Origin of the sequence: Nitrospira sp. ND1 (assembly GCF_900170025.1) — a bacterium.
Lineage (GTDB): Bacteria > Nitrospirota > Nitrospiria > Nitrospirales > Nitrospiraceae > Nitrospira_A.
Genome location: NZ_FWEX01000005.1, coordinates 390,663 through 405,922, shown reverse-complemented (window position 1 = coordinate 405,922; position 15,260 = coordinate 390,663). Strand labels below are relative to the sequence as shown.

16 protein-coding genes are annotated in these 15,260 nt (G+C 58.5%); all 16 read right to left on the bottom strand.

What is annotated here, in order from left to right; translation table 11 throughout:
* Positions 1-65: 65 nt before the first annotated feature.
* The 16 genes from wecB to NSND_RS21570 all read right to left on the bottom strand — a co-directional run bounded on the left by wecB (position 66) and on the right by NSND_RS21570 (position 15,244).
* Positions 66-1,166, bottom strand: coding sequence for a non-hydrolyzing UDP-N-acetylglucosamine 2-epimerase (gene wecB / locus NSND_RS02025; RefSeq protein ID WP_080877376.1), 1,101 nt, complete (start codon positions 1,164-1,166; stop codon positions 66-68).
* A 385-nt stretch (positions 1,167-1,551) separates the two neighbouring features.
* Positions 1,552-1,791 carry a hypothetical protein gene (locus NSND_RS02020; RefSeq protein WP_080877375.1) on the bottom strand — a complete coding sequence of 80 codons (240 nt, stop codon included), beginning with the start codon at positions 1,789-1,791 and terminating at the stop codon, positions 1,552-1,554.
* Between the two features lie 104 nt (positions 1,792-1,895).
* Positions 1,896-2,795, bottom strand: a complete 900-nt coding sequence (locus NSND_RS02015; RefSeq protein WP_080877374.1) for an ATP-binding response regulator — start codon at positions 2,793-2,795, stop codon at positions 1,896-1,898.
* Positions 2,792-3,151: an Hpt domain-containing protein gene (locus NSND_RS02010; protein ID WP_159450580.1), complete on the bottom strand. Its 360-nt coding sequence runs from the start codon at positions 3,149-3,151 to the stop codon at positions 2,792-2,794. Before NSND_RS02010 ends, NSND_RS02015 begins: the two co-directional genes overlap by 4 nt.
* Positions 3,151-4,419 (bottom strand): PP2C family protein-serine/threonine phosphatase, encoded by a 1,269-nt coding sequence (locus NSND_RS02005; RefSeq protein WP_080877372.1) that lies wholly within the window; start codon positions 4,417-4,419, stop codon positions 3,151-3,153. Before NSND_RS02005 ends, NSND_RS02010 begins: the two co-directional genes overlap by 1 nt.
* A gap of 23 nt (positions 4,420-4,442) precedes the next feature.
* Positions 4,443-4,793: an STAS domain-containing protein gene (locus tag NSND_RS02000; RefSeq protein ID WP_080877371.1), complete on the bottom strand. Its 351-nt coding sequence runs from the start codon at positions 4,791-4,793 to the stop codon at positions 4,443-4,445.
* 32 nt (positions 4,794-4,825) lie between these two features.
* Entirely contained in the window at positions 4,826-5,164 is a 339-nt protein-coding gene (locus NSND_RS01995) for an STAS domain-containing protein (protein ID WP_080877370.1), read from the bottom strand.
* A 30-nt stretch (positions 5,165-5,194) separates the two neighbouring features.
* The gene (locus NSND_RS01990) at positions 5,195-6,244 is read right to left on the bottom strand and encodes a protein-glutamate methylesterase/protein-glutamine glutaminase (RefSeq protein WP_080877369.1); all 1,050 of its coding nucleotides are present in this window, start codon (positions 6,242-6,244) and stop codon (positions 5,195-5,197) included.
* A gap of 78 nt (positions 6,245-6,322) precedes the next feature.
* Positions 6,323-6,940, bottom strand: coding sequence for a chemoreceptor glutamine deamidase CheD (gene cheD, locus NSND_RS01985; protein ID WP_080877368.1), 618 nt, complete (start codon positions 6,938-6,940; stop codon positions 6,323-6,325).
* A gap of 5 nt (positions 6,941-6,945) precedes the next feature.
* Positions 6,946-7,764 (bottom strand): CheR family methyltransferase, encoded by an 819-nt coding sequence (locus tag NSND_RS01980; RefSeq protein ID WP_080877367.1) that lies wholly within the window; start codon positions 7,762-7,764, stop codon positions 6,946-6,948.
* 4 nt (positions 7,765-7,768) lie between these two features.
* Positions 7,769-8,230 (bottom strand): DUF420 domain-containing protein, encoded by a 462-nt coding sequence (locus NSND_RS01975; protein ID WP_013248898.1) that lies wholly within the window; start codon positions 8,228-8,230, stop codon positions 7,769-7,771.
* Between the two features lie 205 nt (positions 8,231-8,435).
* Entirely contained in the window at positions 8,436-10,886 is a 2,451-nt protein-coding gene (locus tag NSND_RS21880) for a methyl-accepting chemotaxis protein (protein WP_159450579.1), read from the bottom strand.
* A 25-nt stretch (positions 10,887-10,911) separates the two neighbouring features.
* Positions 10,912-11,421 carry a chemotaxis protein CheW gene (locus tag NSND_RS01965; RefSeq protein WP_080877365.1) on the bottom strand — a complete coding sequence of 170 codons (510 nt, stop codon included), beginning with the start codon at positions 11,419-11,421 and terminating at the stop codon, positions 10,912-10,914.
* A 60-nt stretch (positions 11,422-11,481) separates the two neighbouring features.
* Positions 11,482-13,599: a chemotaxis protein CheA gene (locus NSND_RS01960; RefSeq protein WP_080877364.1), complete on the bottom strand. Its 2,118-nt coding sequence runs from the start codon at positions 13,597-13,599 to the stop codon at positions 11,482-11,484.
* Between the two features lie 120 nt (positions 13,600-13,719).
* Entirely contained in the window at positions 13,720-14,091 is a 372-nt protein-coding gene (locus tag NSND_RS01955; protein WP_013248894.1) for a response regulator, read from the bottom strand.
* Between the two features lie 37 nt (positions 14,092-14,128).
* A complete protein-coding gene (locus tag NSND_RS21570) occupies positions 14,129-15,244 on the bottom strand; it encodes a methyl-accepting chemotaxis protein (RefSeq protein WP_080877363.1) in 1,116 nt (371 codons plus the stop codon).
* Between the last annotated feature and the right edge of the window lie 16 nt (positions 15,245-15,260).

The window sequence follows — 15,260 nt, the reverse complement described above, 5'->3', positions numbered from 1 at the left end:
TCCTCCATTCTATTGGAGAGTCGTGTGTCATGTTGCAGGCCCAGGTGGCGACCGTCACCGCTCTTTTATTGCCCCGCCAGTAGGTCCTTCAGATGTGCCACGATGCGCTCCGCCGCTTTCCCGTCCCATTTCGGCGGAATCGCGCCCTTCTTCCACTGTCCGGCCATCACGCGCGCAAGGGCCGGAGGGAGTTTGCGCGGATCGGTTCCGATCAACTCGTTGGTCCCGATCGTGACGGTCTCCGGCCGTTCGGTGTTATCGCGCAAGGTCAGGCAGGGCACGCCGAGCACGGTCGTTTCTTCGGTGATGCCGCCTGAATCGGTAATCACCCCGCGGGCGTGTTTGACGAGATAGTTGAATTCAAGGTAACCCAGCGGATCGACATAGTGCATGGAAGGAAGCGTCTTACCGGCTTCACGCAAATTCTTGGCGGTACGCGGGTGCACCGGAAAGACCACCGGCAACCCGTGAGTACCGTCTGCAATGGCCTTCAGCAGTCCAAGCAATTGCTGCTCGCCATCCACATTCGCGGGACGGTGCAGGGTCACGACGAAGTACCGGTTCGGTTCCAGCGCGAGCGAACTCCAACAGGCCGGCGGACGCAAACGCGGGAGCTGCTTTAATAACGTGTCGATCATGGTGTTGCCGACGAAGAAAATCCGGTCATCCGTGATACCGGCCCGGCGTAGATTATCGTTGGCGGTGTCGCTGGTCGTGAAGAACCAATTGGTAATGGAATCGGTCACCACGCGGTTGATCTCCTCCGGCATCGTCCAGTCGTTCGAGCGGATACCGCCTTCCACATGGGCCACGGGAATGCCCATTTTGCGCGCCACGATCGAACAGGCCATGGTTGAGGTGACGTCCCCGACGACCAGACAAAGGTCGCTCTTCTCTTTCGTCAGGACCCGCTCGTAGTTCACCATAATACCGGCCGTTTGCTCGGCCTGCGTCCCCGATCCCACCTCCAGATTGATGTCCGGATCCGGTATGCCGAGCTCTTCGAAAAAGCTTCCCGACATGGCTCGATCGTAGTGTTGTCCCGTATGGATGAGGCGGAAGCGCAACTCGCTGCCGTTCGAGCGAGCGGCATTCAAGGCGTCGATGATCGGCGCGATTTTCATGAAATTCGGCCGGGCGCCGGCGATGAGATCGATACGTTTCATAAATCTAATCCTGTCTGGGTTTGTGCAATCTGCGATTCAGTCCTCGCCGGCGAGGCAGGGCCATGAGGTTCACTGCGTACATGCTCAAGCGACGATGAGTTGAGCGACGGCCCGATACCGGTGCACGGCCCCGGCTGATCCGGGATGCACGTGGTAAAACCGACGGAATGTTATGGCGAGGGGCGTCTCACCATGTACATAGCGGAGCCGGACCCGTCAGTCAACAAAAACGGCTCTGTTCACGCGCGGGCGGGCATTGATACCGGGGGGCGGTGTTGCGAGTCGAACCGTTCACCCGTTGAAGCTCAGCCGGGCGAACAGGCATGTGGAGCGAATCATTCCGGAGGGGGCTCGATCGGCTTGGAAACGATACAGACGCGCTCGCCTACTCTTTTTCCACCAAGCGCCATCCCTGTTTCTGGACGCAGCGCTCGGTGGCCTGAATGATGAGCAACTGAATGCCCTGTTGCAGCTTGGGATCGCGCAGCGTGTCGGCTTGACACTTGTTGTAATCCTGGGTGAATTGATCCTTCGGGCGGTTCGGATGCACCCATTCGCTGGTACTGCACCCGGCTAACAGGGAGAGGAATACGAGGGAGAGCGTCAGGCGCGTGCAACGAGTCATGGGTGCCTCACGAGTGAGCGTGTCACAAGAGAATGAGATCGACGACGGGAAGATAAACTGTGGTTACGTTGCGCGTCAAGCCGGGGTGCCGGCGACTGAGCGCCCTAGGGCAGCGGTACAGAAAACGTGACCTCGGTTCCGCGCTCGTTGTAGGTGAGATCGGGAAAGAAGGCCTTGGCGAGGAATACGCCGCGCCCGTTTGCGTCGCGACTGTCGCAGGGTTGATCCGATCGCGTCAGGAAGCGGTTCCAGGTGAAGCCGTTTCCTTCATCCGTGATCGCATACCGCATGCGGCGGTGGAACTTGTCATACAGCGCTCGGACGATGACGCGACGTTGGGCAAAGCGGGGGTTGCGGCGTCGTTCAGCGATCAGGTCATCAAAGCGATCGGTGCTCAACGCCTCATGTTTTTCCCGATAGAAGATTTCAAGGCTGCCATGTTCCACCGCATTGACAATCAGCTCGATCAAGGTTGTGCGAAGGCGCAGCCGTTGGGTTTCGGGAAGCCCCATAGCCGTACTCTCAATCAGCCAGGTCACGCAGGATTCCACGTCTCCGGGATCGGTTCCGATGACCAGACGATACTCCAACTGCTCGATGCCCGGGACATCGTCGATGGTCTGAGGGATTCTCCGGAGCGCCCGATCCAGGGCCATGCCGAGTTCTTCTGCCCGGGCCGGTTTGTACAGACAATCTCCCGCGCCGGCTCGAACAGCTTCCAGGAGAGCCTGTTCATTCCCAGCCCGGGTGGTCGCAATGACCGCCGTCCGTGCGTTTCGCTTGAGCGCTTCGCGGATCAGCATCATCCCGTTCGGCTCAGGAAGAAACAGGTCGGTCATGAGCACATCCGGCGACGCCATGTCCATCATCGCCAAGGCCACATGCGGATCAGGAGCTGTCATGATCGAGAGGTCTCGAGTCTTCGCCTGTTCCAGGACCATGGCCAGCGTTTCGGCACAGGGCTCCACGACCAACAGCGTTCTGGATGCGGCGGGACGTGTCACGCAGGAAATCCTTTCTCGATGATCACCTGCAGGGCGGCCGTTAGTCGCTGCACTTCGGCATGGACCTGCTCTCCCATCGCCGCCGTCTCGCTCACGGCCGACTGTCGGGCTGATTCTTCAAGCTGCGCCGCAGCGGCCACGGTCGGGCGAGCGCAGAACTCCATGGCCGATCCCTTCAATTTGTGCGCTTCCTTGGCCAGCATCGGAAGATTCTTATCTGCGAGGGCGGTCTGGATTGCCGCGAGTGCGGCGGGCGAACGCTCGAGAAACATCTCGGCCAGGGTCAGAAATAAGTCCTGATCGCCGTCGAACCGTTCCATGGCGGCTGCCAGGTCCATGACGGGCTGAGCTTCCATTACGACTTCTCCTTTGCCGAGGCCGAGCCGCCGTCCAGCACTTCGACGCCGAGAAGCGCGACATCGTCGGGGAAAATGTCGCCCCCCAGCCATTGTCGAGCCGTGGTCATGGTATCTCCGATGCTGTGCGCCAACGTGTGTGTACGGTGCCTTTCCAGTGTGGCCTGCAAACGGTCCCTGCCCCACAGTTCCCCTGTCGGCGACGGGGCTTCATAGATCCCATCACTCAGAAGATACAGACGATCCCGAGGCTGCAAGTGTGCGGTCGCACTGTCGAAGGCGATGGTCGGATCGAACCCGAGCGGGAGGCTCGCTGAAGTTAACCATTGCGAGGCACCTTCTAGGGAATGGAGAAAGGCGCCGCAGTGCCCCGCTGCCGCATACGATAAGGTCCGCGACGGAAGATGCAGACGCCCGACCCACAGGGTGAAATATTCCCCGTCCTGGGTCAGCGGAAACCGACGGTTCGCTTCCGTGATGATAGCCCCCGGATCGAAACTGCCGACGGCTTTCGCGAGATTGTCTTCACGCAAGAAACTCATCAGTGCGACGGCACGCAAGGCGGCCGCCACACCGTGGCCCGACGCATCGAGAATATAGAGCCCGAGCGTCTCGGAGCCCCAGGCGCTGACCTGAAACAAGTCGCCGCCCAAGGCGAGAGACGGTTGGTAGGCCCACTGCATGCTGACTCCCGGAGCCGGCATGCCGGGGAGAGGAAGCTGCGCGCGCACGAAATCCGCGGCCGATTGCAGTTCGCTTTCCAGTTCGGCTTGCTTCGCGGACAGCAGCCGATGAGAGCGATCGAGATCATCGCGCGTGCGTTCGATTTCGCGGACCAGCGCACTGGATCGGAGGCTGGCCTGCACCCGCGCCAGGACTTCCTGCTTGCTCGCCGCTTTGCTGAGAAAATCGTCGGCGCCGCGCGAGAGACCCTCCGCAATTTGTTCGGGCTGGTCGTGGGCGGTCATGAGCACGACTTGGCTGGACCGTAACTCCCCGTCCGCACGGATCGCCTCGCAGACGCTGGGGCCGTCGAGACCCGGCATCATCCAATCGAGAATCACCAGATCGGGACGTTGTGCACGGATGGCGGCCAATCCGGCGACTCCATCGTCGGCTTCGATGACCCGATAGCCCAACCGTTTCAGCCGCCCGGCCATACTGATACGGGTAATCTCATCGTCGTCGACGAGGAGGATGACCGGCACAGGCTTGGCGGCCTTCCCGGCAAGAGGTTCATCCACGATGCGATGGGCTGGCTCAGCCACGTCTGCTGCTCCTGATCCCGGTGTTATCCGGCCGCGGGAAGACGGCTCCCCGCAAGGGCATCCAGTTCCGAAGTATAAACCGGCAGGATCTGGTGGAGATTCGCCAGGGTGATGATTTCTTTGACATGGCTCTGGGGGTTCAGCAGGCTGACCATGCCTTGCGTGGCCGGAAAGCTCTGGGCCAACAGCGCCAACGTACCGAGAGCCGAACTATCCAGAAAACGAACGCCTTGCATGTTTAAAATGAGATGCCGACAGCCGGCTCGCTTACTCCGTTCCACCGCCGCTTTGAACGTGGTGCGGTTGGCGTAGCTGAGTTCACCTGTCAGATCGAGAATGATGGACTGCCCGATACGGCGTTCAGTGATCTGCATGCACGGCTCCTCTCCCGAGCTCAGTCGCGACCTTAGGCGCTTTTCTTGGCCAGGGTCGACACGCCGGCATCGATCATCGGGATCGTCTTGTGCAAATTCGCCAGTTCGAGGATCTGGCGAACCGTCGGCTGAGGATAGGCCAGCGAGAGTGTGCGTTTCTCGCCGTCTAACTGCCGGTGGCTGATCATCAGCAACCCCAATGCCGCGCTGTCGAGAAACGCGACCTGCGACAGGTCGATCACGACTTCCTCCACTTGATCGGTGGAGACGGTCTTCAGCGCCTCCTGAAACGCTTTGCGCTGCGTGTAGGTAAAGTTCCCTTCGAGTCTCAGAGTCGCTTTCTTGTTATGAGTTTCCTGAGTAATTTTCATGATGGCTCCTCTATGCGAAAAGGTGAACGATCAGGCACGGGTGACATGGGTCAAAATAGTCGTCGCAATCTCGTTGAGCGGCCGGACGATCTCGGCGGCGCCGAGCTTAATGGCCTCTTTCGGCATCCCGAACACCACACACGATGCCTCGTCCTGGGCGATGGTATAGGCGCCGGCTTCCTTCATCCGCAGAAGGCCCCTTGCGCCGTCCCCGCCCATTCCGGTCAGGATCACACCCACCGCGTTGCCGCCGGCATATTGCGCGACGGAGTCGAACATGACGTCGACCGAGGGGCGATGGCGATTGACCGGTTCGTTTTGGTTGATGCGGACCGAATAGCGCGCGCCGCTGCGGACCAGCGTCATGTGGTAATTGCCGGGAGCAATCAGCGCATGCCCCGGCAGGACGCTGTCTCCGTCCTCGGCCTCCTTGACGGAGATGCGGCAGAGTTGGTTCATCCGGTCGGCCCAGGTTTTGGTGAACCGCTCCGGCATGTGCTGGGTGATCAGGACCGGAGGAGTATTGGGTGGCAGGACTTGCAGCACCTCCTTGACCGCCTCGGTGCCTCCGGTCGAAGAGCCGATCGCGATGATCATATCCGTGGTCTTGATCATGGCCGAACTCAGGACCGCCGGTCGGGCGCCGTTCTGACCCGATGCCGAGGATCCCCGCCGGATACAAGCCGTGGCCGCGCCTTTAACTTTTGCGATCAGATCGTCGGCGAGATTGTCCATCCCCTCACGGAGATCGATCTTGGGTTTGGTAATGAAGTCGACGGCGCCCAGCTCCAACGCCCGCAGTGTGGTCTGGCAACCGGCTTCCGTCAGCGAACTCACCATAATTACCGGCATGGGGCGCCCACGCATGAGTTTTTCGAGAAACGTGAGTCCGTCCATCTTCGGCATTTCCACGTCCAGCGTGAGCACGTCGGGGTTGAGCGTCTTGATTTTTTCTCTGGCCACATAGGGATCCGGCGCACTGCCGATCACTTCGATGGCAGGATCCTTGGAAAGCAGTTCGGCCAGCACCTGCCGCATCAGGGCAGAATCGTCGATCGTCAGCACTCGTATCTTTCCCATATCCTCCCTCGTATCTGATCAGCGTACACCACCTGAATCCGCCGCCGTGCCTGCCGGTCGGCAAATCTCGTACCGGACTCAGAACAACGTGATGTTGTCTTGTGGCGTCGCCGGTTCGACTTCAATCCGATGCTGGTATTCGGTTTCCCGTTCGACAATCGTCCGATTCTTCACTCGTTCGATCTTCTTCATCAACACCCGGCCCGAATCCGTGAAGTAATACACTTTCCGGGGGTACACATCGCCGAGATCGCTTTTTGCGATTGCATACCCTTCATTTTTGAGGAAATGAAGGACCCATTCCGTATTCCGGGCCCCGACGTCGATATTGCCCTCGTAAATCCTCCCTGCACCGAAGAGTTTCACTTCCAACCGGTGCTTCATCCCGCCGCGCTTGAGGATCTCGTTGATCAATTGCTCCATGGCGAAGGAACCGTACCGTGTGGATTCCCCTCCCCAGGCATCGCCCGACTGGTGTTCTTTCGGTGCCGGCAGCATGAAATGATTCATGCCGCCGACGCCCGCGATCGGGTCTCGGATACAGGCCGAGATACAGGACCCGAGGACGGTATAGACCACCATGGGTTCCCGACTCACGAAAAACTCGCCGGGCAGAATGCACGCAACCTCGGTCGGAAACCGTTTATCCTGCATCCGCCGGATATGGGAGAATGTGTCGGTATCGACTACAGCCATGCGTCTCAGCCTTCCTTCCAATAGATGGTCGGTGCAAGAGTTTTGAATGGATGGGACACCCACTGCAGGCTTTCCGAGTGGCCGATAAAGAGATGCCCACCCGGTTTGAGATGATGATAGAACTTGTTGACCAGCCGTTCCTGCGTCGGACGGTCGAAATAGATCATCACATTCCGGCAGAAGATGAGATCCAGCGGCGCCTTGATCGGAAAACGGTCGTCCATCAGGTTCATACGGCGAAACTTGATGATGGCGGAGAGGTGCGGCTTCACCTTGACCAGTCCGGCGCTGTCCCCGCGTCCCTGGAGGAAATGGCGTTTCACAATATTTTCCGGAACCTCGCGCACACGCTCCTCGGCGTACAGCCCTTTCGCGGCATGGGCGAGCACGCGTGTGGAGATGTCCGACGCGAGGATCTGAAAGTTCCACAAGGCCGGATTCTTCACGGCCTCGTGCAACGTCATGGCGATGGTGTACGGCTCCTCTCCGGTCGAGCAGGCGGAAGACCAGATGCGAATGCGCTTCTCCTGTTCCAGCGTGGGGAGAATGCGCTCTCGAAGAAAGTCGAAATGTTTGGGCTCGCGGAAGAAGTCCGTCTTGTTGGTGGACAGCAGATCCAGCATCCGCGTGAATTCTTCCCCGCTCTCATCCCGGGTGACGTACTCGTAGTACGAGGAAAAATCCTCCATCTGGAGGTCGCGCAAACGTTTGGTGAGTCGGGACACCACCAAGGATTGCTTGCTGTCCCCCAGTGAGATGCCGCTTTCGTCGTACAATAGGGTGCGGATCTGCTCGTATTCCTGTTTCGTAATGGCATAATCCATCGTGTTAGCTCCGGTACCAGACAAACAACATCAAATAGACGAGATACGCGGTGACCATCGTGCCGCTGAACGTCCAGACCAGTGCATTGCCCATCCGCCGGTGGGTCGTCATGCCGGCCACCATGGCCCCGACGCTTCCGTACCGCAGACGGTGGAGGCCCATATAGAGGTTGTAGGCGCCCAACCCTATGGTCGTGACTGCGAGCAGCATGTGCGTGACGAACACCGGCACATAGACGCTCCAATAGGCGCTGTCAGGGCCTTTGAACGATTCGCGGCCGAAGATCGCTTGCTTGAGCACGTAGGCCACCAACCAGATACCCACGATCGTGCACCCGACGATCATGCGATGCGAGTGGTGCGAGACATCGTGCGACTTGGCGGCCCGTACGCCGGCCAGCACAACCAAATAGGCGACCGTCAGACTGGAGAGGACGAGGTACCAGAGGATTGTTTTAAGGTCCATGATCCGTCCCTGGGCTAGAAGGTGGAATCAACCGGAACTATCCTTGCTGATCCAGTACGAACACACCCGCACCTGCATATATCGGTCGCTAGAATCTGTTTCTTGAGGGGTTCCGGGCTGGAGGAAAGAAGGAAAAGCGCAGGTACAAACAAGTGAGGATCGTCGCGGGAGTGGGCAAAATATGCCCACTCCCGCGGCGGGGAATCTAGAATTCTTCGAAATTGTCGTCCTTCTTTCGACGGTCGTGACCGTTTCCGGCAGCAACCCCGGCAGGCTCCTTGGCATCACCGGGTTTCGATAAAAATCCAGGTTTTTTCAGGACCGGTTTCGAGGCGGTGGGACCCGATCTAACCGCGGTCTTTCCGGTCGAGGGCCGGGGATTCGCCTCCCGACGGCCTTCGTTCGTATCGACCTTGAACACTTCCACCTGACGCATGAGTTCCTGCGCCTGATCTTTCATCGACTGACTGGCCGACGTGGTTTCCTCCACCAACGCCGCGTTCTGCTGGGTCGTCTCGTCCATCTGCATGATGGCCTTGTTGACCTGGTCGATGCCCTGGGCCTGTTCCTGGGAAGCCGCCGTGATTTCGGCGATGATATCCGTCACACGTTTGACCGAGCTGACGATCTCTTCCAGCGTCTTGCCGGATTGATTGACCAACTCGCTGCCGTCGTTCACGCGTTGGATCGATTCGTTGATCAATCCCTTAATCTCCTTGGCGGCCGTCGCCGACCGTTGCGCGAGGTTGCGCACTTCGGCGGCGACAACTGCGAACCCGCGACCATGTTCCCCTGCCCGGGCCGCTTCCACCGCAGCATTCAAGGCCAGCAAATTGGTCTGGAAGGCGATTTCGTCGATCACGGTGATGATATCCGCGATCTTCTTGCTGCTCTTATTGATTTCGCCCATGGCTTCCACTGCGCGGACCGTCACGGACCCGCCCTTGTCGGCGATGTCGCGCGCCGCGATCGCCAACTGGTTGGCCTGTTTTGCGTTGTCCGCATTCTGCTTCACGGTCGAGGTCATCTCTTCCATGGAGGCCGAGGTTTCTTCCAACGCGCTGGCCTGCTCTGAAGTGCGTTGTGAGAGATCCTCATTGCCCTTGGTGATCTGTTCGGCGCCCGCGGTCACGCTTTCCGCTCCATCCCGGACTGTCGAAATGGCCGTGCTCAACGTGTTCATGGCGCCGTTCAGGCTGCTCTTCATCTGCTCGAACTCGCCCTGATAATGACCGGTCATGGTCTTGGTGAGATCGTTTGCCGCCATTGCGGTGAGCACCATTTGCGCTTCGTGCAAGGGCGTGACGACCGCATCGAGCATCTTGTTGACGCCTTCCGAGAGCGACTTGAAGAAGCCTTCGAATTCTTCGGCCTTGATCCGTTCGGAGAGTTGTCCTGCCGCCGCCGCGCCGATGAGTTTATCAATTTCTATCTGCGCCTTTTTCTGTGCGCTGACGTCCGCCCACTCCACGACGTTGCCTAGATAATCGCCTTTTTCGCTCATGATCGCTGCCACAGCAAGGTCGAGCGTCAATGGTCCGATCTTGATCTCAGTCCTGTAGGGCAGGTTCTTGGGATTGTCGAGCAATCCTCGCTGCTGGGCAGGATTCTTGTGGTATTGGTCGATGTTAGACCCGACCACTTTAGCCACGGAGAATCCCGGCATGACTTTTTGGATATCGGATTCCAACCGACGCAATGTGGTGACGGACTGGTTGTTGGCATATACGATGGTATAGCTGCGGTCGCACACGAGGACGTTGGATCGCGCATTGTCCAGAGACGCCTTGAGCCGTGACATTTCAGTCTCAAGTCTTCGCTTCTCGGTGACATCGGCCCACTCCAACGCATTTCCCAGGTACTCCCCGTCTGGGCTCATGATGGCTGTGACCAACAGGCTGAGGGTTAGCGGTCCGATCTGAATATCCGCCCGGTGCGGCATGTTGGCAGGATTCGACAAGATCCTGCGTTGTTTGCTCGGATCCACGTGAAAGTCGTCGATGCAGACGCCGACGACCGCAGAGGCATTGAATTTCGGCAGCACCTTCTTGATTTCGGCCTCCAGCGAGATGAGCGTCTTCTTGGCCGTCGAGTTGGCATAGGTGATGACCAGATTGCGATCACACAGCAGAATATTGTTCTGCGATTGATCGAGGGCTCCCAAGTAGAATCCCAGCATGTCTGCTCCGGCGGAAGCATCCTGCTTCTCTTTTGCCTTACTCATCGTCTTCTCTCCTTGTGTGGAATGTGCACGCTCCGCTCCGGCGAGCATGATGGTCTTGATTGCCCCGTAGGCCTCGGTCCAGGCTTGCTTCACTTGAGGGGTCCATGCCGGTCCGGCGACTTCGCCGAGCACGGCCAGAAGATTTTCTCCGACCGCATCGTAATGGGCCGGCTTCACGCCGTATCCGACGTGCCTGGCTCCCATGTCCTGCAACACGGAGGTAAGCTTGTCCGGGCGACGGAGGTTCTGAATCACCAGGACCAAGGACGCCAGCAGCTTCTTTTTCTGCTCCTTGATCGAGGTCTTCTTGAACAGAGGCTTGACCGACGGGTACTTCTTAAATAGCCGCTCGTAAAACCTCGTGACCAACGCGTCGCCTTTGGGGGCTACCAGCTTAAAACTCGACTCCAACAATTCAACATTCAATCCCATGTCCAATCTCCTTAACTGTGAGTAGTTAGGCTGCGACTTTCTCGGCTTCTTGCATGTCTCCATCGGTCAACAGACGATCCATATCGAGCAGCGCCACCAGCTTGTCCCCGGCCTTGCCGATGCCGTTCAAGAAGCTCACGTCCACCTGCGCTCCGAACTGCGGAGCGGGCTGGATGTCTTTCTTGTCGATATCCAGGACATCCGACACTGCATCCACCACGAGGCCCATAATTTTCTCTTTTACGACGACCACTACGATCACGGTGAACATGGTGTACTCAATCGTCGGCATGCCGAACTTCGTCCGGAGCTCAACGATCGGCACGATGGTGCCGCGCAAGTTCAGGACACCCTTGATGTGGGCCGGCGTATTGGGAATGCGAGTGACTGCCGTGTAGCCTTTAATTTCCTGAACCCGGAGAATGTCGACCCCGTACAGTTCTTCCCCCAGCTGGAAGGTGAGGAATTGACTGCCGTCTGTCGTAATTCCCATCTGCTGATTCGAATCTTTGCCCGCCAACTCCTGAGTCGCCATCGTATCCTCCTCGCCCTGTTCGTGGTATCCAACCCGTCGATCCTGTCTCTGAGGCCGTCTCTAAGCCGCCTTCGCGGTTCCTTGCCGCGCGATATTGAGCAATCCGCGCACATCCAGAATAAACCCGACCGTGCCGTCGCCGAGAATGGTGGCTCCGGCCACCCCTTCGATTTTCCTGAAGTTCTGCTCCATACTCTTGATCACGACCTGCTGTTGCCCGAGGATTTCATCGACCATGACCGCGACGCGCTCGCCTTCGGTTTCTAGAATCAACAGAATGGCCTTCGTAGGATCCGAGAGTTCCGGCTCCAACTGAAACACGTCGTACAGACGCATGAGTGGAAGATAAGTGCCGCGAACATTGACCAACTCTCCTTTGCCGACGATGCTTTTGAGCATCTCGCGCTTCGGCTGAATCGACTCCAGGATCGAGAGGAGCGGCACGATGTACGTGTCCTGACCGACCCGGACGGTCATCCCCTCAATGATCGCGAGCGTGAGCGGAAGTTTGAGTGTGAACGTGGTGCCCTTGCCGGTGACGGTTTTGATGCTGACCGTGCCGCCTAAGCCTTCGATGTTGCGTTTCACGACATCCATGCCGACACCGCGGCCGGACACATCCGTGACTTTTTCAGCGGTGGAGAACCCGGGTTTGAAAATAAGCATCCAGATTTGCTCGTCCGACAGTTTGTCGGATTCGGCGATCAATCCCTGTTTAACGCCCTTCGCCAGGATCTTGTCCCGATTCAGGCCGCGGCCGTCGTCCTCGACGGTGATGCAGATGCTGCCGCCTTCATGAAACGCGTTGAGGCGGATGATGCCTTGTTCCGGCTTTCCCGCGGCCACGCGTTCATCCGGCGGTTCCAGCCCATGATCTGCCGAATTCCGCACCAGATGGGTCAACGGATCGCCGATCGATTCGATCACGGTTTTGTCGAGTTCGGTTTCTTCGCCGGACAGGATCAGTTGAATTTTCTTTCCGGCTTTGCCGGACAAGTCGCGCACCAGGCGGGGGAACCGGCTAAAGGCATTCCCGATCGGGACCATGCGAATCCCCATGACGCGCTCTTGGATTTCACGCGTATTGCGTTCTAATTGTGCGACGCGTTCGAGCAGGACCGGAAGCTGACTCATTTCAAAACGAGACCCCAGATCGCTCAACATGGACTGAGTAATGACCAACTCCCCGACCAGGTTAATGAGGCGATCGATCTTGACCGTATCGACTCTGATCGACGGGGTTTCGGTCTTCTTGGCCGGTACGGCGCCTTCGGATTGCTTTTTGAGCGCCTCGGAGATTTGCTCCGGAGTGGCGACTTTCTGTTCGACCAGGATTTCCCCGACCTTCTTCTGTTGGGACAACGCCTCATTCAACTGAGTCTGCGAGACGACCCCGGTTTCGACGAGGATTTCACCCAATGGCTTCGCCCCCTCGGACAGTGCGGCGGTCGCGTGTGTATCGACCGGATTGTCCACGATCGTCAGGGTGCTGTCCTCGCGGACGAAATCGAAGACGGCTTCGATGACTTTCAGGTCTTTGGCGGTTTCTAGATCCAGCGTCCAGCCGAGGTAGCAGAGCTCGGGATTCAGTTCGGCCAGTGCCGGCAAGCGGCCGGCGTCCAGGGTCACATGCGTGACGGTACCCAGGCCTGCCAGTTCCTTGAGGAACTGCGCCGGATCCAGCCCTCGCTGAAACAGGTACTGCGGCGGCACCCAGGTAATGCTGTAGCGATGCATGCCCGGAGCTTGGCGCGCCGTTGCGGACACAGGGGGTTGTTGTCCGGAAGCTGCCCCTCCCTGGCACGCTTCCAGCCTGGCGCCAAGCGCCGCCACGTGCGTTTCGTCGGGAGCGGCTCCGGTGCGGGCGCAATCGATCAGGGTTTTGAGGCAATCCAGCGATTGCAGCAACAAATCCGTGATGGCGACCGTGACGACCATTTGACTGCTGCGCAGCTGATCCAGGACCGATTCCATCTTGTGCGTAAATTGGGAGACGGCGGTGAACCCGAACATTCCGCTGTTACCCTTGATGGAATGGGCTCCGCGAAAAATTCGGTTCAACAAGTCGATGTCGCCCGGCCGCTGTTCAAGCTGGAGCAATCCTTCCTCGATGGTCGTCAGGTGTTCCTGGGACTCTTCGAAGAACGCGTCTTTGAAGTGTGAGAGATCAGTGCTCATATAATGGGCCTCGTCATCGGTCAATCGTCGTTCGTCAATCGAAATGGAAGAGTCACACCCACCTGGTCGCTACCACGTTCTGACTGCGGATGGCGCGCGACCGTCGGCGGGTGATGCAGTTCAACCGGGCAGCACTTTTTTAATGACGGCCATCATCTGCTCGGGATTGAACGGCTTCACGATCCATCCGGTCGCTCCGGCGGCCTGTCCCGCCTTTTTCTTGTCGTCGGACGCTTCCGTCGTCAGCATCAAGATCGGAGTGAACTTGAGAGCCGGCATCTTCCTGATCTCCTTGATCAGGGTGATGCCGTCCATCTCGGGCATGTTCAGGTCGGTGACGACAAGGTCCGGCTTCGCCCCGCCGTTCACTTTGCCGACCGCCTCTTTGCCGTTGCCGGCTTCCACAACCTGATAGCCCGCGCTGGTCAGGGTGAACGCCACCATCTGTCGCATCGTGGGAGAATCGTCGACCACCAACACTGTTTTCGCCATGGCGCACTCCTTCATTCTTCTGATAAACCGACGTTACCTAAAACAACGTGACATTGGCGTCTCCCGAAGGCGCACTCTCCTCCGATGGCGCGGGGACATACCCGATTGCGGCCTGGTGGAACACCGCGCGTTCTTCTTCCATGGTGTAGCTGCGGTCGAGTTTCGCGAGGAAGTCCATTTTGGCTCCCTCCTGCTCGTGCAACATGCCTCGAATCAAGGCATCCATGACCGTGCGAACCTCGGTGAGTGGTTCGATGACGTGTTCCAGTTTTTGTCGAGTGATGTCCTGGAACTGAAGCGCCATGATGATTTGACCGACGTCCCGCGCCAGTTCATCCGCATGAGATTTGGAATTCATCACGGCCGACTTCAGCGTATTGTTCCGTTCGGCCAGGTCACGCGTCAGCTTATCGAGACGGTGCTTGATCGACAGGGTTTTGCTCAGGTCCACAGAGGCCAGATTTTCTACTGTGCCCATCGCCAACGTAGTGTTCTTCTGCACGTCCATGACGAGGCTGTTGATGCTGCTGGCAGCTTGCCCCGAGCGGTTCGCCAGTTTGGTCACTTCATCGGCTACGACGGCAAATCCACGACCATGTTCTCCGGCCCGGGCGGCTTCGATGGCGGCGTTGAGCGCCAGCAATCGGGTTTGGTCCGCAATGAATTCGATCTCTCCGATCATGCCGGTGATCGCCTTGGTGCTCCGCTCGACTTCGTCCATAATGGTCGCGATCTGGAGGGCCATTTCCGATGACTTCATGACGTCACCGACGAATCCTTCAAGCATGGTATCGGTCGTCTTCAAGACCGTATCGAGACTCATCTCGCCGTCACCGAAAAGATGCGCCGATTCCTTCGCCTGTGCCGTCGCGCGGGCGGCGATCATACCGAACCGCTGCCCGAGATCGGTGGCGGCCTGTTCCGTCTGGCTGATCACCGTTTTCATTTGGGCGTTGAGGACGGCAACCAGGGGAATGGTGGAGTGTGCGAGTTGTTCCCACGCGGCGGTTCGTTCCGCCTGCTCTTTCTGCATGGCGTCATGGGTGGCCTGGAGCGCCCGGTGTGCTGAAGCCGTTCGGCGGTGACACCACATCCAGGCCACACAGGTACCGGCGAAGAAGGCTCCCAGTGAGACTGATACGTATGACATCATCGGCAGTGTTTCCCGT